The organism is Amphibacillus cookii (genome assembly GCF_016908375.1).
Classification (GTDB): Bacteria; Bacillota; Bacilli; order Bacillales; family Amphibacillaceae; genus Amphibacillus_C; species Amphibacillus_C cookii.
In genome coordinates this window covers 95,235-119,586 of sequence record NZ_JAFBDS010000006.1, presented here as the reverse complement: position 1 = coordinate 119,586, position 24,352 = coordinate 95,235, and the positions used below count along the sequence as shown (strand labels likewise).

26 protein-coding genes, 1 pseudogene and 1 other annotated feature are annotated in these 24,352 nt (G+C 37.4%); of the genes and pseudogenes, 25 read left to right on the top strand and 2 right to left on the bottom strand.

The window, feature by feature from the left end; genetic code table 11:
* Positions 1 to 33: 33 nt before the first annotated feature.
* The 21 genes and pseudogenes from JOE23_RS10095 to pheA all read left to right on the top strand — a co-directional run bounded on the left by JOE23_RS10095 (position 34) and on the right by pheA (position 17,225).
* Complete coding sequence (locus JOE23_RS10095; protein WP_204438130.1) at positions 34 to 585, top strand: hypothetical protein; 552 nt, start codon at positions 34 to 36, stop codon at positions 583 to 585.
* On the top strand, positions 575 to 1,132 hold the full coding sequence (locus tag JOE23_RS10090; protein ID WP_204438128.1) for a hypothetical protein: 558 nt from the start codon (positions 575 to 577) through the stop codon (positions 1,130 to 1,132). Before JOE23_RS10095 ends, JOE23_RS10090 begins: the two co-directional genes overlap by 11 nt.
* Positions 1,133 to 1,243: 111 nt before the next feature.
* Positions 1,244 to 2,083, top strand: a complete 840-nt coding sequence (locus JOE23_RS10085) for an SPOR domain-containing protein (protein ID WP_204438127.1) — start codon at positions 1,244 to 1,246, stop codon at positions 2,081 to 2,083.
* A gap of 165 nt (positions 2,084 to 2,248) precedes the next feature.
* On the top strand, positions 2,249 to 2,794 hold the full coding sequence (gene radC / locus JOE23_RS10080) for a RadC family protein (RefSeq protein WP_204438126.1): 546 nt from the start codon (positions 2,249 to 2,251) through the stop codon (positions 2,792 to 2,794).
* Positions 2,795 to 3,376: 582 nt separating this feature from the next.
* The gene (locus JOE23_RS10075; protein WP_204438124.1) at positions 3,377 to 4,579 is read left to right on the top strand and encodes a hypothetical protein; all 1,203 of its coding nucleotides are present in this window, start codon (positions 3,377 to 3,379) and stop codon (positions 4,577 to 4,579) included.
* Positions 4,534 to 4,674: pseudogene (locus JOE23_RS10070) on the top strand (JAB domain-containing protein); the annotation flags it as partial. The gene JOE23_RS10075 and the pseudogene JOE23_RS10070, both read left to right, overlap by 46 nt.
* Positions 4,675 to 4,966: 292 nt before the next feature.
* On the top strand, positions 4,967 to 6,007 hold the full coding sequence (locus JOE23_RS10065) for a rod shape-determining protein MreB (protein ID WP_204438123.1): 1,041 nt from the start codon (positions 4,967 to 4,969) through the stop codon (positions 6,005 to 6,007).
* 15 nt (positions 6,008 to 6,022) lie between these two features.
* A complete protein-coding gene (mreC, locus tag JOE23_RS10060) occupies positions 6,023 to 6,898 on the top strand; it encodes a rod shape-determining protein MreC (protein ID WP_204438122.1) in 876 nt (291 codons plus the stop codon).
* Positions 6,898 to 7,440, top strand: coding sequence for a rod shape-determining protein MreD (mreD, locus tag JOE23_RS10055; protein WP_204438121.1), 543 nt, complete (start codon positions 6,898 to 6,900; stop codon positions 7,438 to 7,440). The genes mreC and mreD overlap by 1 nt, the downstream gene beginning before the upstream one ends.
* 42 nt (positions 7,441 to 7,482) lie before the next feature.
* Positions 7,483 to 8,166 carry a septum site-determining protein MinC gene (gene minC / locus JOE23_RS10050; RefSeq protein ID WP_204438119.1) on the top strand — a complete coding sequence of 228 codons (684 nt, stop codon included), beginning with the start codon at positions 7,483 to 7,485 and terminating at the stop codon, positions 8,164 to 8,166.
* A complete protein-coding gene (minD, locus tag JOE23_RS10045) occupies positions 8,159 to 8,956 on the top strand; it encodes a septum site-determining protein MinD (protein WP_204438118.1) in 798 nt (265 codons plus the stop codon). Before minC ends, minD begins: the two co-directional genes overlap by 8 nt.
* A 416-nt stretch (positions 8,957 to 9,372) precedes the next feature.
* Positions 9,373 to 10,113: a peptidoglycan DD-metalloendopeptidase family protein gene (locus JOE23_RS10040; protein WP_204438116.1), complete on the top strand. Its 741-nt coding sequence runs from the start codon at positions 9,373 to 9,375 to the stop codon at positions 10,111 to 10,113.
* On the top strand, positions 10,100 to 10,945 hold the full coding sequence (locus JOE23_RS10035; RefSeq protein ID WP_204438115.1) for a site-2 protease family protein: 846 nt from the start codon (positions 10,100 to 10,102) through the stop codon (positions 10,943 to 10,945). Before JOE23_RS10040 ends, JOE23_RS10035 begins: the two co-directional genes overlap by 14 nt.
* Positions 10,946 to 10,962: 17 nt before the next feature.
* On the top strand, positions 10,963 to 12,414 hold the full coding sequence (locus tag JOE23_RS10030) for a ribonuclease E/G (protein WP_204438114.1): 1,452 nt from the start codon (positions 10,963 to 10,965) through the stop codon (positions 12,412 to 12,414).
* Positions 12,415 to 12,454: 40 nt separating this feature from the next.
* Positions 12,455 to 12,536 (top strand) — a sequence feature (ribosomal protein L21 leader region).
* Positions 12,537 to 12,553: 17 nt separating this feature from the next.
* Positions 12,554 to 12,862, top strand: coding sequence for a 50S ribosomal protein L21 (rplU, locus tag JOE23_RS10025; protein WP_204438112.1), 309 nt, complete (start codon positions 12,554 to 12,556; stop codon positions 12,860 to 12,862).
* Between the two features lie 12 nt (positions 12,863 to 12,874).
* Positions 12,875 to 13,207 carry a ribosomal-processing cysteine protease Prp gene (locus JOE23_RS10020; protein ID WP_204438111.1) on the top strand — a complete coding sequence of 111 codons (333 nt, stop codon included), beginning with the start codon at positions 12,875 to 12,877 and terminating at the stop codon, positions 13,205 to 13,207.
* A 14-nt stretch (positions 13,208 to 13,221) separates the two neighbouring features.
* Positions 13,222 to 13,512, top strand: a complete 291-nt coding sequence (gene rpmA, locus JOE23_RS10015) for a 50S ribosomal protein L27 (protein ID WP_204438110.1) — start codon at positions 13,222 to 13,224, stop codon at positions 13,510 to 13,512.
* 264 nt (positions 13,513 to 13,776) lie between these two features.
* Positions 13,777 to 14,298: a Spo0B domain-containing protein gene (locus JOE23_RS10010; protein ID WP_204438108.1), complete on the top strand. Its 522-nt coding sequence runs from the start codon at positions 13,777 to 13,779 to the stop codon at positions 14,296 to 14,298.
* Positions 14,299 to 14,310: 12 nt separating this feature from the next.
* Positions 14,311 to 15,591, top strand: a complete 1,281-nt coding sequence (gene obgE / locus JOE23_RS10005) for a GTPase ObgE (RefSeq protein WP_204438107.1) — start codon at positions 14,311 to 14,313, stop codon at positions 15,589 to 15,591.
* 297 nt (positions 15,592 to 15,888) lie between these two features.
* A complete protein-coding gene (locus JOE23_RS10000; RefSeq protein ID WP_204438106.1) occupies positions 15,889 to 16,338 on the top strand; it encodes an ACT domain-containing protein in 450 nt (149 codons plus the stop codon).
* Positions 16,339 to 16,361: 23 nt separating this feature from the next.
* The gene (gene pheA, locus JOE23_RS09995; RefSeq protein WP_204438104.1) at positions 16,362 to 17,225 is read left to right on the top strand and encodes a prephenate dehydratase; all 864 of its coding nucleotides are present in this window, start codon (positions 16,362 to 16,364) and stop codon (positions 17,223 to 17,225) included.
* A gap of 254 nt (positions 17,226 to 17,479) precedes the next feature.
* Here the strand turns inward: pheA and JOE23_RS09990 are convergent, their stop codons facing one another.
* Together JOE23_RS09990 and JOE23_RS09985 are read right to left on the bottom strand one after the other, a co-directional pair.
* The gene (locus JOE23_RS09990) at positions 17,480 to 18,016 is read right to left on the bottom strand and encodes a transcription repressor NadR (protein WP_204438103.1); all 537 of its coding nucleotides are present in this window, start codon (positions 18,014 to 18,016) and stop codon (positions 17,480 to 17,482) included.
* A gap of 63 nt (positions 18,017 to 18,079) precedes the next feature.
* Complete coding sequence (locus JOE23_RS09985) at positions 18,080 to 19,192, bottom strand: IscS subfamily cysteine desulfurase (RefSeq protein WP_204438102.1); 1,113 nt, start codon at positions 19,190 to 19,192, stop codon at positions 18,080 to 18,082.
* Positions 19,193 to 19,451: 259 nt separating this feature from the next.
* On the opposite strand from JOE23_RS09985, the gene nadB reads away from it, so the two are divergent.
* From nadB to safA, 4 genes are all read left to right on the top strand, one after another.
* On the top strand, positions 19,452 to 21,017 hold the full coding sequence (gene nadB, locus JOE23_RS09980; RefSeq protein ID WP_204438100.1) for an L-aspartate oxidase: 1,566 nt from the start codon (positions 19,452 to 19,454) through the stop codon (positions 21,015 to 21,017).
* Positions 21,018 to 21,086: 69 nt separating this feature from the next.
* On the top strand, positions 21,087 to 21,920 hold the full coding sequence (nadC, locus tag JOE23_RS09975) for a carboxylating nicotinate-nucleotide diphosphorylase (protein WP_204438099.1): 834 nt from the start codon (positions 21,087 to 21,089) through the stop codon (positions 21,918 to 21,920).
* Between the two features lie 20 nt (positions 21,921 to 21,940).
* Entirely contained in the window at positions 21,941 to 23,047 is a 1,107-nt protein-coding gene (nadA, locus tag JOE23_RS09970) for a quinolinate synthase NadA (protein ID WP_204438327.1), read from the top strand.
* Between the two features lie 127 nt (positions 23,048 to 23,174).
* Complete coding sequence (gene safA / locus JOE23_RS09965) at positions 23,175 to 24,182, top strand: SafA/ExsA family spore coat assembly protein (protein WP_204438098.1); 1,008 nt, start codon at positions 23,175 to 23,177, stop codon at positions 24,180 to 24,182.
* Positions 24,183 to 24,352: the final 170 nt, after the last annotated feature.

The window sequence follows — 24,352 nt, the reverse complement described above, 5'->3', positions numbered from 1 at the left end:
ATCATAGCAGCCTTTCGATAAGGGGTTATAAACATGATTGAAATCAACTTTTTTGAAAAGAAGAAAAAGAATCTTATACCTTATTTATTAATTGGGTTGTTTTTAGTTGGTCTTATGATCACAAGCGGCTATCTCACACTAGCTTCCATCCAATTAAACAAGCAATATGAAATAACCCACAATCTTATTCAAGAACAATCAATCATCATCAATGATTTACAACATGTCAATTTACTAGCTAATCAAGTTGATCAGCTGGCTAGCGACCTTGATAACCTTGTTGATAATAAACATCCAACGGTCTTTTTAAATGATGACATCTTACAGCAACTTCCTGATAATCCAGCAACCGTTATTATTGATTTTAGATATACGATCCAAGGTGATCTGTTGTTGGAGTTACAATTAACAGATGCTAATGCTGTCTCCACTTTAACCCGTGATTTACAAGCATTGGCATACATAACTGCTGTTGAACTCGAAGCAATGGAGTTGGTCAATGAAATCGAAGCGAACTATCAAGTGAATTTAACTATAAGTATTGATCATGTTAAGTTAAGCGAGGTGGCTATGGATGATCATTAAATGGGAAAAAAACTATTTTCTATATCTTTTATTAATTATAGTCTTTTTAATAGCCACTGGGTACTATGGTAACCGCTTGTTATTAAGTGAGGATCGTCAATCCTTAACAGATTCTGAAGAGGTCCTAGCCACACAACAAAGGTTACTTGATCAATTATTGAAAGCTGATAAAGCTGAAGAAGATTGGCTAGATGAAGCAGAAAAGCTACGTAGCCAGCTCCCGACAGAGCAAAATGTTGATCAGCTGATTGATTCTGTTTTTGAGCTTGAAGAACGATTAGATGTGACCATTACTCGTATCACTAAAAGCACAGAACCTATTATTTTAGAGCAAGACGATTATCCTCATCAAATAAATATAATCGACTACCAATTATCATTTGAAACAGTATCTCTAGAAGGATTTAATACCTTCATTAGAGAGCTAAATGATATGGAGCGATTTGTTGAACTCATACAATTGGAGTATCAACAACCATTTGACGATCAAGTCTCGAGTAATGTAACAATAAGGGCTTTTTATAATGAAAATGTATTAATATATTAGAATATCACATATTTTGACGGGAAATTAACGGCTCTTGCTGACAAGGGTCGTGTTTTTTTTTATTCTCTCCATGCTAGAGTAATGACAGAGTACGGAATGGAGTGAACGCACTTGGAAAAGAAAAAACAAATATCTATAAAACTATCTGATCAAAGTAAAGTATCAATTGATGAGAATCTTACTAAGGAAACGGCAGCAAGTCTTTCTGATCTGGATCATTACCCTCCTGACGTAGAGCCTTATACTTATGGACTACATTCATCAAAAAAACCGATCATTAAAAAAACGTTTTGGGTTAAATTTATCGTCACTGCATTTGCTGCAATTACGATTGGAATGGGATTTGGCATGACATTTATTTATATATTCACAGGTGAAAAAGAAGAACCGGCAGCTAACCAAGAGCCAACACACTCGTTTGAGGATCAAGAAAATCAATCAGCTTCTACAGCAGATCTCAAAGTACTTGACGGCTTATCGGCCTATGTGATTCAAGCAGGAGCCTTTGCGATGCAAGAGCAAGCTGAACAATTTCAAATTGATTTAAGCAACCGTGACTATTCAGCTGTTGTTTGGCAAACAGATAATGATTATCGTGTATTTGTAGGTGTATATCAATCAGAATCTGAAGCAAAACAAGCGGCAGAACGACTAGACATAGATACTTATATTCGAGAGTGGCAAACTGACCAATATGATATGGCTGTAACAGATGACGAATATCAGTGGTTAACGTCTTTCTCAGAACTATGGCAACAATCTTTATCGGGGATTACAGAACAAGTGGAACAAAATTGGCAGCAATGGTTAACGGTTGATCATCATGCTGAATCAGAGCAAGTTTTACAATTTCATCAACAAGTGGAAGAACTGTTACAAGAAATCAATTCTAGTCAAAGCACCACCCTTTTGATTGAACTTTGGTTCATATATGATCAATTGGCTAGTTGATAGAGATTAATAAATCGTGTTTTAGCTGGTCTTTTTTCTCAATTACCAAACTGATTTTTGTATATATATCAATATATATTCACCGTAATTGTAAAAAGAGTGCAGTTGTGAATTTTTTTAATTATGTATACAGTAGAATTAACCTATTAAGAAAGGAGGTTCATTATGCCTGAACTTCATTTAACGATGAAGGATATCCCAAAACAGGACCGGCCAAGGGAACGTTTAATTGAATGTGGAGCATCACACCTCTCCAATCAAGAATTAATTGCTATTCTTTTAGGAAATGGAACCAAAGCAGAAACAGTTCAAGATCTAGCGAAACGTGTTTATCATCATTTTGAAGGGATTGAGCTACTAAGAGAAGCAACCTTGGAAGAGTTAACGGCCATTAAAGGGATTGGGCAGGTTAAAGCAGTAGGAATTCTAGCAGCGATTGAATTTGGCAATAGAATGGCTCGATTAAAAGCAGTAGAGCGCTTTGTTGTTCGGTGCCCCGAAGATGGTGCGGATTTTGTTATGGAAGACATGCGCTTGTTAAAGCAAGAACATTTCGTTGTGCTTTTTCTTAACACGAAGAATCAAATTATTCATCGACAAACCATCTTTATTGGCAGTCTCAATGCTAGTATCGTGCATCCTCGAGAAGTGTATCGAGAAGCTGTAAAAAGATCAGCAGCTTCCGTTATATGTGCTCATAACCATCCATAGTTATGTGTATCATACCTATAAAAAAATTAAAAAGTAGACCACTCAGAACGCCCCATAGTTATGTGTATCATACCTATAAAAAAATTAAAAAGTAGACCACTCAGAACGCCCCATCTGGCGTGCGCCTATACTGTAGTTAATGAAAGTGGTCAAAAGATGACTTAGAATTCCTTATCATATTCTATGACCAGCACCTTACTTCTAGTGGAAACACAATGGAGGACAATAGCATGGTGTCAATTTGATTGGTCAAATAATGTACGGTAAAAGCTAAACTGCTTGAACTCTAGACTAATGGATGTGATGGTATCGTAACGTTTGTTTACGTGAATAATATAAATACCACGCGCCAGATGGTGTTTATGATAAGGATTATTCGCCATTCTTTAAGGTGAAGAGACAGTCGAACGGAGTACCTAACCATTATGTATCTTTTATTAACTGTAAGGTAGGGATTACCTAAGTAGTGCCACACTATAAGGTAACGGAATCCTCATAGTACCCGACGTTTGCAGGTAATCTGTTTAGCATGGGAAAGGAGGATAGGCTGGTCAAACAGATTTGATTGGAGGTGTCATGAAGGTGACAAGCAACCCTTTTAAACAAATCGTTGTTATGCATGAGCGGATAAAAGCCAAAAAATATATTAAGCATTGTTATAAACTCTTCTATCAAGATGCACTTTGGCTCCAAGTGCTAAATGAGCGTGTGCAAGACATTGACAAGCCTAGTGATTTAAATCAAAATATTGATCATTTAAAACAATTGTTTTTAAGAGAAGCCAACTTTGTTAGTCTTAATAAACAAAAGCGAGACATGGTTAAAGAAGCCGTCATTTATCTTATCGAACAGCTATTCATTACATCTCGATTATCTTCCAACCCCTTTACCCAATTAAGAAGGGATTGGATTAATGTCAGCTGGGTGATTATTTTTAAACCAAAGCTTAACAGATTGGAAACTTATGCGGAGAACATCAAATATCTGATTGATGATATTCGCTTTAGACAAGTGATGACTCGCGTTTTATATCAACTTAAAGTAGAAGAATTCGATCGGTATTTGCACTTGTTGCAAGCGATATACCTTTCGAATTATATCCTCCCTAAATTAAAAGCTTCTTCTTTCATCGAATCTTTTAGCCTCTGTATAGATCAATTTACTTATCTAGGCCTAATTACAACTAAAGTTAAGGTTATTAACCTCTATCAATACTTGCGAAACATCACAGGTTATCACATGAACGCTATTGACTTCCAACATTTTTCGGTTCCAATCCAACTTCATGGGCTTGAGGTTAAACGTGATCAAAAAAACAATAAAATCTGTATTGAAATACCTCAACATTTGCTAATTAAATTAACGCAGATGTTTCAGTATGGTCATTTTCATCAAGGGAAAGCAAGAGCAAGAGGATATCTAATTCATCGATCGATTAGCGAGATTATTAATGTTTATCAGCGTGAGCTTCTAGTGACAGTCCCTTTATACGATCTCGTTGACAATTGCAAACCACTAAATCGATTTTTGCATTTCGCTTATCAAAGTTTACTAAGAACAATTGCTGTTAAAAAAAATTGTTCAATTAAAAAGGCCGCCTCTATATTAGAAGAAAAAAATGTAACAATGAAGCAAATGACTCATGTATATAAATCAGCTGGCGAGCCGTATACATCTAAAGGTGTACGTACGGTTCTGAGGGAGGTGTCTAGATATCATCGAAATGACGTCGACCCTACGATCCTTCACCATCTCAAGAAGATATCCATGTTACAAAAAGGTTAGCAGAATGCGGGAAGATGATTGGCATAGAACTTTTAGATCATTTAGTGATTGGTGATCATAAATTCGTGTCATTAAAAGAAAAAGGATATGTATAAATACTATCTATTTTTAACAATTTCTCGTATAATTAAATAGGCGAGTTATCTAAGTAAGCGCCCTACGGCAAGAAAATTCTTGCGTTAGGCGCTTCTTATTGTGATAAAATGTATAGTAATAGTTTTTTACAATCCGAGATTATTCATCATGACTCTGACATGAATAAATGAGGGCAATGGTATTTCTGAAGCTGTAAGGGTATGAATTTTATCAAAACAACAGTAACGTTGTGTGAAATTTTCATGCACATATGAATATTTTACTTTTTAAAAGATAGAGAGGACGATTAATGTGTCAAAATTTAGTTTTTCACAAGATTTAGGTATTGATTTAGGGACGGCGAACACGCTAGTTTATATTAAAGGAAAAGGGATTGTTGTTAGAGAACCATCTGTTGTGGCTAAAAATAATTCAACAGGTGACATTGAGGCGGTTGGGAGTGACGCGCGTAATATGATTGGTCGTACACCAGGTAATATTTCTGTGATTAGACCTATGAGGGATGGGGTTATTGCAGATTATGATACGACGGCTGCTATGATGAAGTATTATATTCGTTTAGCACAAAAAAATCGCTCTGCACTTGCACGAAAGCCCAACGTGATGGTTTGTGTTCCATCCGGTATTACAATGGTTGAGGAACGCGCGGTGATCGATGCGACTAAACAAGCAGGCGCGAAAGAGGCTTATCCTGTAGCAGAACCTTTTGCTGCAGCTATTGGAGCAGGCTTACCGGTTTGGGAACCCACGGGTAGTATGATTGTAGATATTGGTGGAGGAACAACAGAGGTAGCCGTCATTTCTTTAGGTGGTATTGTAACGAGCCAATCTATTCGTACGGCCGGTGATGATATGGATGAGGCTATTATTCAATATATTCGCAAAAAATATAGTCTAATGATCGGCGAGCGTTCTGCTGAATCGATAAAGATGGACATTGGATCTGCAGGCTATCATGCTGAAGTTGATGAGATGGATATTCGTGGACGTGATTTATTAACAGGTTTACCTAAGACGATTACAGTAACCGCGGAAGAAATATCGCATTCTTTGCGTGATACAGTGACAGCTATTATCGATTCAGTGAAGAATACATTAGAAAAGACACCGCCTGAACTGTCTGCTGATGTGATGGATCGAGGCATTGTCATATCTGGGGGTGGTGCACTACTACGCGGTTTAGATCAAGTTATTTCTGAGGAAACAAAGATGCCAGTATTTGTAGCAGAGCAACCTTTAGATAGTGTAGCTATTGGTACAGGGAAAGCGCTAGAATATATTGAGCATTTCAAATCACACCCTAACATTGCATCGCGTTCAACTATGGATTAAATTGGAGGATTAGCTATGTCTTTTTTTCGAAGAAAACGTCTGTTTTCGATTTTGTTAGGTCTAATCATTTTAGTAGGTCTAATCGGTTTTTCGCTAAGAGACCGTGATCAGCTATCTTCTGTTGAAGAATTTTTTCATGATGCGGTTGGATGGGCACAACAAATTGTGTTAGCCCCAGTTAATTATACAACCCGTCTTGTTCAAAATATTAATAATCTGAGTAACCTTTATGATGAAAACCAAGTTTTAAAAGAGAATTTAGCTCAATATCAGCAAACACTATACGAAGTAAAAGAATTACGAAATGAAAATGATGAGCTTATGGCTCTTTTGGATAAAACAGAAAGTATTACTGACTATACACCAATCCAGGCCACCGTTACAGCAAGGAGTCCTGAGCAATGGTTCAAACAAGTTACGATTGATAAGGGAAAACAAGATGGGATTCAACCTGACATGGCTGTGATTACAGCGGAAGGGATGATTGGCAAGGTGCAGTCAGCCTCTCAGTTCACCTCAAGTGTTCTTTTATTAAATGGGTTTGATCGATCGAATCGAATTGCCGTTAATGTGAATTTGACTGATGGGGACCAAGATGCACGTGGTTTTATTTTGGGATATAATGAAGAACGGGATCAATTAGTATTAGAATTTACTGAATACTATGATGACATGGTTGAAGGTGAACCCGTCTTTTCTTCGGGATTGGGTGGAGTTTTTCCAAAAGGTTTAGAGATAGGGACAATTGAAGAAGTTACAACTGATCAATATGGCTTGACTCAAATCGCTTATGTCAGTCCTTCAGCAAATCTTAGTGATTTAAACCATGTTATTGTTGTTGATCGTGGTTTACCAACAATCAATGATAATGATGAAGTGGAGGAGGAATAATGTCTAGAGTTTATCTTCCTCTTATTTTGTTGTTTTTGCTTGTCATGCAAGGGGCAATGATTGAATTAATACCTGCTCGATTTGATGAATTAGGATGGTTAATTGTCATCCATTCTGTTTTTTTGTTCCTTGTACTATTCACAATGTTTTACGATTTAGAGAATACCTACTACGCGTTATTTTTCGCCATCTTATTTGGTTTTTTAATTGATGCTGTTTATACAAATATTTTAGGCGTGTATATGTTCAGCTATGCGATTTCTATCTATTTTGTTCACGGAATGCGTAAGTTGTTACATGCTAACTTTTATGTTGCATCATTACTGGCCTTTGTTGGTGTCGGGTTGGTAGATTTCCTACTTTACCTTATTTATTACGCTACTGATGTAACCCAAATGCACATGACTGATTACCTTATGAATCGGATGATCCCAACGATGGTTGTTAATCTGATAATCTTTCTTATTTTTTATGCTCTATTTAAAAGAAAATTAGTTAAATGGTCTAAGGAACGATTTGATGAAAAACGCTCTACAAATTAAATGATACCAACATGATTATGCAGATCGAATGGAGGTGTTTGCTTGGTGATAAAAAATCAATATGTAACGATTAAAGGCACAAGAGATGGACTAACGCTTAACTTGGATGATACGTGTTCTTTTCAACAACTGTTAAATGAGCTAGATAAAACGCTCTCTCAAGATGATATCGATGTTGAACAATCAATGATTACGGTTAAAGTTAAATTAGGTAATCGTTACTTACATAGCGACCAAGAGGAACAATTACGCACCCTTATTCGTCAGAAAAACAAGTTGGTCGTACAAGATATTGAGTCGAACGTAATAACAAAAGAACAGGCAATGCGATGGAAAGAAGAAAGTGATATGCGTATTATTACAAAAACGGTCCGATCAGGTCAAGTTATTGAGATAACAGGGGATCTCCTTTTAATTGGTGATGTCAATCCCGGCGGAACCGTAAAGGCAACTGGAAACATATTTGTGATGGGTAATCTTCGTGGTATCGCTCACGCCGGTTATAAGGGTAATCAAGATGCAGTAATTATGGCTTCTTACATGCACCCGGTACAATTGAGAATTGCAACGCTTTATAGCCGATCACCTGATTATGAATCAGATGGTGTTTATATGGAGTGTGGCTATGTTGATCAATCTGGAAAAATAATCATTGATCGCTTACAAGTAGTTGCTAAAAAACGACCAGAATTAAATGGATTTGAAAGGAGTGTTTTAAATGGCTGAGGCTATTGTTATTACTTCAGGTAAGGGGGGCGTTGGTAAAACAACGACCACTGCAAATCTAGGGACATCACTAGCGCTTTTGGATAAAAAAGTATGCTTAATGGACACGGATATTGGTCTTCGAAATTTAGATGTTGTTATGGGATTAGAAAATCGTATTATTTTTGACATTATCGATGTGGCAAAGGGGAAATGTAAGCTAAAGCAGGCATTGATTAAAGATAAGCGCTTTGACTATTTGTATTTGTTACCTGCTGCCCAAACCAGTGACAAAAATGATTTATCGCCAGAAGCGATGATAGAGATGATTTCAGAATTAAAAAAAGAATTTGACTATATTATTATTGATTGTCCAGCAGGTATTGAACAAGGTTACAAAAATGCGGTGGCTGGTGCTGATCAAGCGATTGTCGTAACAACTCCTGAAAAATCAAGTGTGCGTGATGCAGATCGGATTATTGGTTTATTAGAGCAGGAAGAATTGGAACCAGCTAAATTGGTGATTAATCGAATACGAAATCATATGATGAAAAATGGTGATATGCTAACGATTGATGAGATTATTCAAATTCTTTCAATTGATTTATTGGGTATTGTAGCGGATGATGATGAAGTGATTAAAGCTTCGAATCACGGAGAACCTATTGCATTTCAGCCGAATACTAAGGCATCGATATCTTATCGAAATATTGCTCGGCGAATATTAGGTGAGTCTGTACCATTACAATCTTTTGAAGAAGAACAAGGCATGTTGACTAAAATGAAAAAATTCTTCGGTATGCGCAATTAATAATTATTTTAACGAAGGATAACATAACCTGGTGATAAAACCCGACTATCACCGTTTTAAACGATTTCAGAGGCTTTAGCAATATAATCTACGCAAACATTATAGATCAATCAGCAACAGGGAAGAGGCAGACGACTTTGTCTGCTTCTTTTTTTCAGTAAATGGAAATATAAGCACTTTGAGTAGCAATTAATGATCAGCTCCTAAATTTGAATAAATGTAGCAATTTCTCAAAAGCGCCCTTTGAACGCGTGATCCGTTTGTCTCAGTTACTACCTTTTTTAGCACGTGTTGAAAGCTTTTGTTACTAAACCGCGGAGCAGGCCAACCGAATAAAAATCGCTACTGATAAACTCATAAATATTAGTATGTTGAATAAACTTGTACAAATGCTAATAGAAAGTAGTGAGTCTATCGTGAAGCGAGATTTAAAACAAGTACGTAAAACCTTGGACAAACGAAAAAAAGGGAAAACAAAAGCAGTTAAAGTTAAGTACCCTAATCGGTTACCTCGATCGATTGATGCATTAAAGCATCAGCATTCGAATCTTTCTAATGATCGAAAAGATAGAATGCCTTTATTTATGAAACAGTTAATCATATCAGGCTCCTTTTTTTTAATAGCAACGTTTATTTTCCAAACGCAATCGCCTGAATTAAATCAAGTTAAACAGTGGCTAACGAAGCAACTGAGTGAAGATTTTCCTTTTGCCACAGTTAATGTTTGGTATCAAGAACATTTTGGCTTGCCTTTTGGGTTATTTGTTGATCAGTCAACAATCCCAACCTATGGGCAATTGGCCATGCCAGTAAATGGTGTGGTTTCAGAGTCCTTTGAAACGAATGGACAAGGCTTGGTTATAGAAGTCATAGATCAGCCGGATGTTTATGCAATTGAGCAAGGTACAGTGATTTTCGCTGGAAACGATCGGCAAACGAAAAAAACCATTATTATTCAACATCCTGATCGAACAAAATCAATATACGGTTTTCTAGATGAGATCAATGTGACCCCATACCAGTTTGTCCATGCCAGTCAAATGATTGGGACAGTATCTACATTGTTAAATGGTCAACATCACTTGTATTTCTCCATGCAAAAAGGTAGTGAATTTATTGATCCCATCGAGGTAATTCCTGTTGATGATACGAAATAAAAACACCTTTATTTATTTACATCCATCAATTTGGTTTACCATTATTGTTTCTCTATTGACCGGTATGTTAACTGAAGTATTGATTATTTTCACTATCGTTATTTGGCATGAATTGGGTCATATTATTGTTGCTAAGTTATTTAATTGGAATATACGTCGTGTGACACTGTGGATATTCGGTGGCGTGATGGAGACAGAGGAACACGGAAATAAGCCGGCTTTTGAACAATTTTTTATTACAATTGCGGGTCCCCTACAACATGTATTTATTTATTGGGTGTTGTTACAATTTAACACAACGTTACAACTTTCAGAATCGCTAACCTTATTTGCTATTAAATATAATCAATTTATTCTACTTTTTAACCTCATTCCGATTTGGCCACTCGATGGTGGTAAATTATTTAATCTTTTATTAAATAAAATATATCCCTATAAAAAAGCATATGAACGTACACTAATCTTCTCTTTTGCTATGCTTTTTTTATTTTTAGTGATTGTGACCATTTACTATGATGCTTTTTTAAACGCGTCTGTTCTGTTTACTTTTCTTATTTTAGAGAATCGCTTAGAATGGAAAAGGAGATTATATGTATTTCAACGTTTTTTATTAAGTCGGATGTCAAAAATGAAGCAATCGAGGAAAGTCGTTCCACTTATACTTTCAAGTCAAACGTCATTAAGTGATGTTTTTTTACATTTTCGTGCCAATTGTTATCATCCTATTTTAATTAAGGAACGTTGTACATTGACAAATGAAAGCACGTGTTTAAAGCACTATTTTGAACAAGGTAACTATCAGGATCGGTTAGATGATGTCATTAGGAATTGAAGGAAAGAGGCGTATAAATGGTAGATATTATGTTATTAACCAAAACAACAGAAAAGATCGGTCTTGCTACAGTACAGGATAAAATTATTGACTTGGCGATTGACCGCCCCAACAGACCACAACTTATAGGTTCTATTTTGAAGGCAAAAGTGATAACTGTCGATACAGGCCTCCAAGCTGCTTATTTAGAAATAGGGTTAAAACACAAAGGATACTTAGAAAAAAAAGAGTTGCCAGCATCGATTAATCCAACAGATAAACCGATTGAATCTGTGCTATTTGAAGGCCAAACCTTATTTGTCCAAGTAGTTAAAGATGCTTACCAAGAAAAAGGGGCGCGATTAACGGCGAATATTACTTTACCTGGAGAAAATATCGTTTACTTACCTTATGGTCAACGGGTAGCTGTTTCAAAAAAAATAGCAGACAATCAAGGTGAAGAACTGGCAGGAGTACTTGGAGAAATCTGCGCAGATCATGAAGGTTTAATTATTCGCACAGAGGCGGTTAATTATTCAATTCAAGAGCTAACGTATCAGATCGAACAACTTCGCCAATTGTGGCACCATCTTCGACAAGACGCTAAAAACGAGAAGCCTCCTTATCAAATTTGGCATGATCAAACGGTCAGTGACCAATTAATTAAAAAATTTTCAGGCGCTGATATTAACATGATATATTGTGATCAAGCAACGACTGTAAGACAACTGAAACAGCGTTATCCTAAATTAATTGAAAAAGTAGTATGGGATAAACAGTTAACAGATAGACTGCCGATTACAGTGGACCATTTATTTGAGCAATTGTTAGATCCTGTGGTGGTTTGCCAACATGGTATAACATTACATATTGACCATACCGAAGCGCTAACGGTTATAGATGTTAACTCTGCCGGTTATACCGGTAAAAGAGGGTCTCATCAAACCGCATATGCGGTTAATAAAATTGCTGCTGTTGCGATTGCAGAACAACTTCGACTGCGAAATATATCCGGAATCATTGTGATTGACTTTGTGCGAATGCGAAAAGCACAGGATCAGGCGAAGTTGCAAAGGCTATTTACTGATAAGCTAAAACAAGACGCACTCCCAATTAAAGTTTTTGGCTTTACAGGGCTGGGGTTATTTGAGTTAACAAGAAAGCGAGAGACGCCCATTCATCAGTTTACAATAGGACAATCAACCGAAAAGACGGTTCGTCCTACACAGGAAACAATGGTTTTTCAACTTGAACGTCAACTTGTTCCAATTAAAGAAGAAGCAACGGTGGTAGAAGTGACTGAGGGTTTCAAGCAACTTTGGAATAAATGGATCAATCATGATTTGCTTCAGGAAAATCTTCAAACGACCGTCTATTTTAGTATTGTAAAAGGTGTCCACCATTATCATCTTAAACGAATAGGTTCAGAGGCGCTTATTCAGGAATATATCGCTAAAAAGAAACAACAAAACATTGACAAAATAAATTAAATCATGATATCATTCTAATGTTATGCAAGTTAAGTAGCACCCGTTGCTACAACCGCGCAGAACAGGTAAATACATAAGCGGGAGTATATTCCTCACCTGTGATGGCGAGTCTGAGTTATTTTAAGGAGGTGCAATTAGGATGTACGCAATTATTGAAACAGGCGGTAAGCAAATCAAAGTAGAAGAAGGTCAAAGTATCTACGTTGAGAAATTAACAGCTGAAGCTGGAGAATCTGTTACGTTTGATAAAGTGCTTTTCGTTAATGGTGATGAAGTCAAAGTAGGCGCCCCATTTGTAGAAGGTGCTTCTGTATCGGCTAAAGTTGAGAAACAAGGTCGTCAGAAAAAAGTAACGATCTACAAATTCAAACCTAAAAAAAATTATCACCGTAAACAAGGTCATCGTCAACCTTATACAAAAGTAACCATTGAAAAAATTAACGCTTAAGGTTGAATGATTATGATTAAGGTTACGATTTATCGTAAACAATTGGAACATATAACAGCGTTTGAACTGAGTGGACATGCTGATAGCGGTCCTCATGGTCATGATTTAGTGTGTGCTGCTGTGTCAGCAGTGGCTTTTGGAATGACAAATGCTATCATTAATTTAGGTGAGATTGAGCCAATTATTGATCAAAGTGACGATGGGGGTTACTTAAAAGTGGAGCTACCTAAAAGTATGACAAAAGGCCAGCTTGAAAAAGCGTCTTTATTACTTGAAGGTATGCTGATTTCTTTACAAACCATTGCACGTGATTATGGTCAATATATTTCCATCTCTGAAAAATAAGGAGGTGCAAACCCATGCTACGTTTAGATTTACAATTTTTCGCGAGTAAAAAAGGTGTAGGTAGTTCTAAGAACGGTCGTGATTCAGAATCAAAACGTCTAGGTGCTAAGCGCGCTGATGGCCAATTGGTTACTGGTGGTTCTATTCTTTACCGCCAACGCGGAACAAAGATATACCCAGGTAACAATGTTGGTCGCGGTGGGGATGATACCCTATACGCAAAAGCAGATGGTATCGTACGTTTTGAACGTGTCGGACGTAACCGTAAACGTGTAAGTGTTTATCCTGTTGCACAAGAAGCATAATGAATGTGAACGTGTCTCAAAAGATAAGTCTTTTGAGACACGTTTTTTTCTTTAAACTAAATATGGCTAAAAAAGGCTGTATATTAAGTAGAATCGCTATATTGAAGTGCTTTTCATTAAAGAAAGGGACAAACGACATATACCATATTGTATTGATACACCTTAAATTAAATGACCGAGGCTTTCTACAATAGGTTGAAGTAACTTTTACGAATAGATGGTAATCTGGTATAATTTTTTTACATTAATATCGGCGGTGATAAAATGGATGAAAAGGAAATCGTTAATTTATTAAGACATTATCGACATGATTGGTCAAATGATCTGCAAGTCATTATGGGTTATGCCCAAATGGGTAAGCTAGATAAGGTCCAACAAAAATCAGCAGAAGTCGCTGAAAGGCTCATGCGAGAACAACAATTTCAAAATATGGACTTGCCAGCGACCATACTAAAGCTCATGCAATTAAATAGCTTAGAAACAGGTTTAAAATGGGAGCCTATTATTGAAAATGAAATGCCTCCAGTTGTAAATGATCATCACTTAGCAGATTTAATTGAAGCTGTTCACCAAATAATCTCAAAATATCTAATGAATTCAACGTTTTACCATGGTACAATAAAGTTTCAACAATTTAAAAACCAATCCTTTCGTCTCACGTTAGAATTAGAACAAGCTCTTAAAGATTTGGATGAGCTTGTAGACGAAGTAACCACAATGGATTATAGAATACAAATAGCATCTGCTCAAGAAAAACGACTAGTGGTTGTTTGGGAAGCGGATTAAAGAGGTGACACCATGTTTGTTGATCAAGTAAAAGTATATGTAAAAGCAGGTGATGGAGGGAACGGCCTCGCTTCATTCCGTCGAGAAAAATATGTTCCATTTGGCGGGCCGTCAGGTGGTGATGGTGGTAATGGTGCCGACATAATCTTTGAAGTAGATGAGGGTTTGAATACATTAATGGATTTTCGTTATCAACGTCACTTTAAGGCAAAACGCGGTGAGAACGGCATGAGTAAAGGTCAACACGGCAGGAATGCAGAGCCCCTTGTCTTAATGGTACCACCAGGGACAACGATTAGAGATGAAGCAACTAATCAAGTTATTGCGGATTTAATAGAACACGGCCAACAGGCATTGGTAGCAAAAGGTGGACGTGGAGGACGTGGAAACATTCGATTTGCGACTGCACGAAATCCTGCACCTGAAATTGCAGAGAACGGTGAACCAGGTGTTGAACGTGATATTATAATTGAATTAAAGGTAATTGCGGATGTAGGTTTGGTAGGATTTCCTAGTGTTGGGAAATCAACGTTGTTATCCGTTGTCAGTGCAGCGCGCCCTAAAATAGCTGATTATCATTTTACGACACTAGCTCCTAATTTAGGTGTGGTTGAAACAGATGACCAGCGTAGTTTTGTGATGGCTGATTTACCAGGTTTAATCGAAGGGGCTCATGAAGGTATCGGTTTAGGTCATCAGTTTTTACGTCATGTTGAACGGACAAGAGTGATTGTTCATGTGATAGATATGGCAGCCACTGAAGGAAGAGATCCGTTTGAAGATTTCCAAGCTATCAATGAAGAATTAGGTGCTTACGATCAGACGTTATTAGATCGTCCGCAAATTATTGTAGCAAACAAAATGGACATGCCAGATGCGATTGAGCAGTTGGCTTCATTTAAGGAACAATTGCAGGATGAATACCCAATTTTTCCTATATCTGCAGTGACACGCCAAGGTCTTCGTGATTTACTATTTGCCGTAGCTGATCAATTAGCACAAATACCAAAATTACAAAAGCCAGTTGAAGAAGCGCCTGAACATGTCGTCTATAAACATCAAAAAGAAGAAGTCCCATTTCAAATTACCCGAGATTCGGACGGTGCTTACGTTATTTTTGGAAAGAAAATAGAGAAGCTGTTTAAAATGACTGATTTAACAAGAGATGAGTCAGTCCAACGCTTTTCAAGGCAGATGCGAAGTATGGGCATTGATCAGGCCTTAAGAGAAAGAGGGGCCAAAGATGGTGACACGGTACGATTGTTAGAATATGAATTTGAATTTATTGAATAAAATAACCGTCCGTAAACGCCCGACTCATTATTGAGAGTTGAAGTCATGTCTATATAAAGCGGGCGATAACGGACGCTAATGTCCTGGTTCACTTAGCTAACCATCAGTGGGCGGGTAAGATCGTAGACTAAAACCGCCACATCTTTAAGAAGGATGACAGACTAAGACCGCCACGTCCTATGGCAACGTCTGCATAACCTACATCCTGTAGGCCCACGTCTACATGACCTACGTTCTGTAGGACTTCGCCCACTGTATTGAAGGTTCGTTTTATCAATAGTGATGGGGAGGGTAGCAATGAAGAAGGAAGAGGAAACATTTTATCTGGTTCGTGGTGATTTTCTCCCTGAAGCGATGCGGAAAACTTTAGAAGTTAAGGCGCAGTTAGATCGAGGAAAGGCGAATTCAGTTTATGAAGCGGTAAAGCGAGTTGGGCTGTCGCGGAGTGCGTATTATAAGTACCGTGATGCAGTCTTTCCTTTGCAAGCCATTCAAAAGACGCGCATTATCACATTGTTCTTTCACTTAGAGGATCGCTCTGGAACGTTATCAACGTTGTTAGATACAGTTGCTAGAGCTGGTGGGAATATTTTAACGATCCATCAAACCATACCCGTTCACGGGAAGGCCAATGTCACCTTATCATTAGATGTTGAACAATTATTACTTGCATTAGATGAACTTATTGTGCAATTAAAAAATCAGCCATTTATCGAACGCGTTGAGATCCTAAGTTCTGGTGCATAGGAGAGGAAAGGTCGGGGATAGAAGTGTCATTTTCAGTAGGCTATTTAGGTCCAAAAGGTACATTTTCACAGAAAGCTGTTGATGCATTATTTCCACAACATGTGTCCATGAGCTATCAAACCATTCCAGCTTGTATTGATGCTGTTAAATTTGGCCATGTCAAGTATAGTGTGGTGCCCTTAGAAAATACATTAGAAGGCACGGTTAATTTAACACTTGATTACTTAATCCAAGAAAAGATGTTAAAGATTGTAAGTGAAATTATCATTCCTGTTAAACAACATTTTATGGTCCACTCGCAAAATAAGATGAACTGGGAAAAGACAGAAGTTATCTATTCACACCCTCATGCATTGGCGCAATGTCACCTATTTTTGAAGCAAAATATGCGTGAGGCACAAGTAGAAACATATACATCAACTGGAGCAGCGGCTCGCTTTGTAAGTGAGCACCCTGATAAACCACTAGGGGCGATAGCAAATAACCTTGCAGCAAAAGAATATGGATTAGAAATTGTCAAATCAAATATACATGATTTTATTAACAATCAAACCCGCTTTATTGTTTTACATAAAAATGATACAGCCTTACGTATTAAAGGTTTAGAATTAAAAGGATATAAAACAACGCTGATGATTGCATTGCCTACTGATCATGCTGGTGCCCTTCATCAAGTGTTATCAGCTTTTGCATGGCGCAGGATTAATTTATCTAAGATTGAATCTCGACCAATGAAAACAGGTCTCGGTCATTACTATTTTCTAATTGATGTTGATCAAAAGATGGATGATATTTTAATTCCGAATACCATTGCTGAAATAGAAGCTATTGGTTGTCATATAGAAGTTCTAGGAACTTATCCGTATTATGTAAGTAATGAGCAATAAGGAAAGATCGAACCTGTGTTGACATCTATCAAAACGCAGGTTCGATCTTTTTTGTTCTGCCTTTACAAATGGACAAATCTTGTATAATAGCTATAACATTTGATAATTCATTCTACAAGTCAGGGTTGATTCACAAATTTATCATAGATAACCGTCCGTAAAACGCTCATTGATTGAAGTTTCGTTTTATATCGAGTGATTTACTCAATCCACTGTATTGGTAAGCGTTGGCATATACCCCTTTTATTTTATAACTATTCAATAGTGAAGCCGTTATTTTTAAGTGCTAAATACGCTGCTTCTAACTTTTCTTCGTTTTCAGCTTCAAGGGTATGGAGATGTACACCATCTGTTAATTCAGATAAGTATGGGGCATTTGTAGAGTTAATTTTGTTGATAAATTGTTTGACATCATGACGATCACTAACCATAATAAGTGCTTTTAATTCGCCATATACCGGATGTTCTACGATTACATTACCAACCGTTACTCCCTGATCAACTATACATTCCAACTCTTGTTGCGTTTGCTCTGGTGTGTGTTTACAAGCAACAATCCGTTGGCATTTATGCGTTTGGTCATGTTGGTCTATCAATAAATAACCTTGACTTGTGGCGATAATGGGTTCCTTCTTTGCTTTTAACAATGACATATCTTGTACGATAACTTGTCTGCTAACTCCGGCCTTCTCTGCTAGATCCCCACCAGTTAAAGGCTGATTTGATTCTCTTAACCATGTTAAAAGGGCAGCCCTTCTTTCATCGCCAACTAGTTTATGCGTGTGTTCCACTATTGTCACTCCTTTTGTGTCACTTTGCTGAGCGCAAAACTCCTTATCAAAAGAAGTTTTACTTTATCTTACCCATTCCTTTAACATATTTTCGCACACTTTTATCGTTTTTTCTAGTTCAGGTTTTGTTGTTGCATTTCCTAGTGATAAACGAATGAAATTTTTGGCATGTTGTTGATCTATCCCTATGGCAATCATAGTGGGAGATGGCGCTTGTTGGTTGACGGTGCAGGCGCTTCCTGTGGACAGTGCAATCCCAGCTTGATTGAATTGTAACATCGCATAATGACCAGGTATTTTATTAAACAATATGCCAATCACATGCGGTAACTGTTGTTTTGCTGTAAATACGCTAGCATGTTCAGTGATACGAGCGCTGTTTTCTATAAAGTAAGTTCTTAATTCTTTAATATGCTTAGCTTGTTCATCAATATGTGTCGTGGCCATATCTGCAGCGGCTGCAAAGGCTACTAATTTAGCAATATCCTCTGTTCCCTTATATAATCGATCACGAGCGTTTTTGCTAAGAGCGCTTCTAAGATATGTGGCACCTATACCTTTAGGTCCATAAATTTTATGACTAGAAATGGAGTAACTGTCAACATGTAGAGTTCTTACGTCAACGTTTACCTTTGAAAAAGCTTGAACACCATCACAGTGAAAAAGTATCCCTTTCTGTTGTAACCACCTGCCAATTGCCTCAATATCTTGAATGGTCCCAATTTCATGATTGATATGCTGAATAACGACCAGACATGTATTTTCCTTTACTTTAGCGACAACTTCTTCTAATAGTATTTCTCCTTGATCATTTGGAGTAAGAAAACTAATTTCATACCCTTCTGTCTGCTGTTTCTCTTTTAAAAAGTCAACAATTGAAGGATGTTCAAATGATGTAGTGACGATGTGTTTTTTACTATGTGGGCTTGTTTGTAATAGCGTTTCCAGCGCTAAATGATTTGCTTCTGTTCCGCTATGTGTCAGATGTACTTCCATTTGATCGCACCCAAGACAATTGGCAATTACCTTATAACTATAATGAGATAATTCCATGACTTCTGTTCCTAAGTCATGTAAACTTTTTGGGTTTGCAAAAAAGTCTCTCGTGGTTTGCTGATAAATTTTTAATACATGCTCGTCAACAGGCGTCGAAGCAGCATAGTCTAAATAGATCATAAATGCTCCTTTCAAAGCGGGTTACTTCATCACAGATAACCGTTCGTAAAACGCCCGCCACAAAATAGTCAGCAAAGATGATCTATTTAGGCGGGAGAGAACGGCCACTAATATCCTGATCCACTCAACGACCCCTGTGGGAGAAGAATAAAAATGCCCAATAATTGAAGGTTCGTTTTATATTTATCTTAAAATAAGTGTTGTCATATGTAAAGAATTATGTAAAGATATCTGTAAAGACATATAAAAAGGAGACGCTATGGATTATAAAACAGTTATCATTATTGGCGGGGGATTATCAGCAATGGTTCTAGCTGATCAATTAGCACCAACACATCAAGTAACGGTGTTGATGAAAGTAGATACATCTGAAAATAATTCCGTTCTGGCCCAAGGTGGCATTGCAGCAGCATTGTCTCCAACAGATTGCTGGCAAGACCATATGGCGGATACATTACAAGCCGGTTATCATTTTGCAAACGAAGACGCTGTTAAGGTCCTTACAAAAGAAGGGGTTAACGTGGTCCGTGATTTAATAAAAAAGGGCTTTCAATTTGATTCATCAAATGGCGCACTGATTTTTGGTCAAGAAGGTGCTCATCATAAAAGAAGAGTTCTTCATGCCGGTGGTGATCAAACCGGTCATCGTCTTTTTAGCTTTTTTTATAATCGATTGGTAGGAAGTATTGACTTGAAACAGGAACATAAGCTAATCGATTTAGTTATTGAACAAAGTCGGTGTATCGGTGTGCGGTGTCAAACTGCAAATGATGAAGATGAATATTTTTTTGCTGATCATGTCGTTCTTGCTACTGGAGGATGTGGGTCATTGTATCAATTAACCTCAAATAATCCAACGATTACTGGGGATGGGTTAGCCATTGCTTATCGTGCTGGTGTAGAACTCATTGATTTAGAATTTATTCAATTTCACCCAACGATGCTCGTTAAGGATGGCGTTAATTATGGTTTAATATCTGAAGCAGTTCGCGGAGAAGGTGCTCGTTTGTTAGATGAAGAAGGTACGCCTCTTATGGAAGGGATACACCCATTAAAAGACTTAGCACCTAGAGACACCGTGGCACGCACGGTTTATGCTCATTATCTTGCAAATAAGCAAGTTTATTTAGATATTTCAACGATCGATCAGTTTGATGTGAAATTTCCTACAATCAATAAATTATGTCAAAAAGCAGAAATTGACATGCAAGACGGATACTTACCTATAGCTCCTGGTGCTCATTTTATGATAGGTGGCATAAAAACTGATTTAGCTGGTAGGACATCAATTGATCGGCTATACGCCATTGGAGAAGTAGCTTGTAAAGGGATTCATGGAGCAAATCGCTTGGCAAGTAATTCATTACTTGAAGCTTTAGTGTTTCCCAATCGATTAGCATCAGCCATTTTAGAAAGTACTTTAACTAAACGAATCGATCCAGTCGTTAATACTAGAAATAGCGAGGTATATCAATCACTCGATTTACCACCTTTAGATACTTTACAAAAGCAGATGACTTCCCATGCTGGAATTGTTCGCGACCAATTTGGTTTACTTAAACTTAAAGATTGGTTGGAAAGCTATCCCATCCATTGTCCCCTTGATCAGGTTCAGCCAAAACAAAGGGAACGAGTTAATCAACTGTTGTCTGCATGGTTAATTGTTACTTCGGCATTAAGAAGGACTGAAAGCCGAGGTGCACATTGGCGAGCTGATTATCCAAACCGTTCGAAAGATTGGGATCTTATTCATATCTTACGCTTTAAATATCATGATAAACATCTACATAATAAGACCTGCGGTATTATGTCAAGAAATAAATAATACTGATTTGATTATCAAGGCTGTCATGCTGAAATGGAAGCCTAAATATATTATACGAGGGGGAGCGTTATGAATCACTTGAAAGCTAAACATGCCATTGAGAATTTTTTACTAGAAGATATTGGAGATCGTGATTTGACGAGTGACTATTTATTTTCAAAAACGCATACAGGACAATCAAAGATTGTAGCCAAGCAATCTGGTGTATTGTCTGGTATTAATGTAATAGAAATTGTTTATCAATGTATTAATCCAACCGTTATCGTTAATAATCACAAGTGCGATGGTGAACATGTACAAATAGGAGAAGTTATCTCAACGATAACCGGTCCGCTGCAAGCTATTTTAAGTGGTGAGCGAGTAGCTTTAAATTTACTCCAACGAATGAGCGGTATAGCCAGTTTAACAGCAACCGCGGTCAGCCAATTAAGCGGTGAACAGACAAGAATCACGGATACGAGAAAAACGACACCGGGATTAAGACTTTTTGAAAAATATGCAGTTACCTGTGGAGGTGGGTTTAATCATCGCTTTGGTTTGTACGATGGCGTCATGATTAAAGACAATCACATTGCGTATTATGGATCAATTGAATCAGCGGTCCAACAGATCCGATCAAAGCTTGGACATATGGTTAAAATTGAGGTAGAAACTGAGCATTTAGATCAAGTTGAGGCAGCCGTGAAATCAGCTGTCGATATTATTATGTTTGACAATCAAACAGTGGAAAGGATTCGCCAATATATTAAGCACATTCCTGAACATATAATTACTGAAGCTTCAGGAAACATAACGCTCGATATGATTAAGGATTATCAGGATACAGGTGTTGATTATTTAGCATTAGGATTTATTACACATTCAGCGAAATCGTTCGATTTTAGCATGAATATTGAAGGGTAAAGGGGGTAGAGAAAATGGATATGCTAACCTATTTAAAAGAGAAAGAGCATAAAGCAGAATTAATGCAGACCTATTACGCTTTGCCAAAGGAAGAGTTGGAAAATGAAGTTTTTCGTATAAAAAAGCAATTAGGTGAGCGTTTATTTATACCTGGACACCACTATCAGAAGGATGAAGTTATTCAATTCGCAGATATTAGTGGTGATTCACTGCAACTTGCTCAATTATCAGCTCAAAATACTGCCGCATCATTTATTGTTTTTTGTGGGGTTCATTTTATGGCGGAGACAGCTGATATGCTAACAACAAAACAACAAAAAGTGATTTTACCAGATATGCGTGCAGGTTGCTCAATGGCTGACATGGCAACACTTGATCAGACAAATACATGCTGGTTAACGTTGAAAGATTTATTTGGTGACACTGTGATGCCTCTTACCTATGTGAATTCTACCGCAGCGATTAAAGGATTTGTGGGTAAACATGGGGGGGCAACCGTTACGTCTTCTAATGCTAAAAAAGTAGTTTCTTGGGCTCTTCAGCAAAAGCAACGATTGTTGTTTTTACCAGACCAGCATTTAGGTCGTAACACGGCTTATGATTTAGGTGTATCGCTTTCGGAGATGGCGGTATGGAACCAACAAAAAAATCAATTGGAATATCAAGGTGATTATCAGAATATTAAGGTGATATTATGGAAAGGTTTTTGTTCTGTCCATGAAAATTTCACAGTAGATAATGTGGAAAATATTAGAGCAGAGGAGCCAGATCGTTTCATTATTGTTCATCCTGAGTGTCGCTTTGAAGTTGCCCAGCGCGCTGATTATGTTGGCTCAACTAAATATATTATAGACATGATAACGGAAGCTAAACCAGGTACCAGTTGGGCGATTGGAACAGAAATGAATTTGGTCAAACGACTACAAAAACAACATCCCGACAAGAATATTATCTCATTAAATCCATATATGTGTCCTTGTTTAACAATGAATCGCATTGACTTACCTCATTTACTTGCCTCATTACACGCAGTTAGTGAAAATCGTTCATATCACCAAATTTCAGTCGATCCAGAAACAACGATGTGGGCAAAACAGGCTTTGAATAAAATGTTAATCCTTTCGTAGCTAAAAAAACAAACCTTTGTGTAAAGGTTTGTTTTTTTTATTCAACTTTTAGATACAGTTGCATATGTTGTTAGGGAATAAGCCTGTTGTTTGCCTAGTAAAAAGACATCAGAGAGGAGATTAACGCGTGAAGATTCATACTGTACAAAAAGGTGATACGTTATGGAACTTATCGAAAAAGTATAATGTCGATTTCCAAGCACTTAAAGCACTTAATAATCAATTAGCTAATCCTGATATGATTATGCCAGGTATGAAAATCAAGATTCCTAGTGAAACAAAACAAGTCGCACATCAAGATGCGAAGGAAAAAGTTATGGAACCTTTTAAGCCGGTTCCACAAAAAGCACAGCCAGTTATTAAAGAGGACGATCAAGTTCCCAAAAAAGATGTGGAGAAGAAAATGCCTAAAAAACAAGCACCGTTACCGAAACTGCCTCCAATGTCCATTCAAATGCCAAAGTTACCTAATATTTATTCTAATCACTATAATATAGATGTAGGTATTGAGGATAATGACACGATTATGCAAAATCAATCGATTCACCATTATCATCAGCCAAAAAAAGATGAAAAACCTAAAGAAATTAAAAAACAAGAGGAGAAAAAGCCGATGCATACACATGATATGAAGGGGTGGCCAATGATGCCATGTTGCTATGTATGGGTGCCTTATATGCCGATGCCGACACATTCCCCTATACATCCAAGTAGTGATTGTAAGCCTGTTCCTGATGCTTGTTATCAATATCAAGATCCAACAATGTTGCAAATGGCTCAGCAACATTATATGCCAACAGCTAATTATCAACAGCAAGGACAATGGGGAGATCTTGGAAGTGAGGACCCTAATATAAATGAAGGCATGGCTATGTATGACGATTATGATAGTGGAAATCAAAATCTCCAGTCACCTATGTATACCCAACAACCTATGTACACACAGCCGAATCAAATGGACCCTTACATGCAACAAGCTATGCCTTTACAGGACAATCAATATCCCGCATATATGGACCCTAATGCGATGTATGGTATGTCCCCTATGATGCCATATAGCTACGATCCACAATGGATGGGATGGGATCAATATCAACAACCCTTTCAGCCGATGCGTGAAGAAGATGAAGAATAAAAAAAAGAAAGAACAAGGATTGTGATGCAGCCAATCCTAACAAGTAATTGGATTTACTAATTAACTCAACTTTCGCACACTTAAAATAGTCATTGAACCTTGATCGTGTTCAATAGACGCGGTATTCAATAGGCTTGTAGACATTACTTCTGCTTGGATGTGCCGCATAC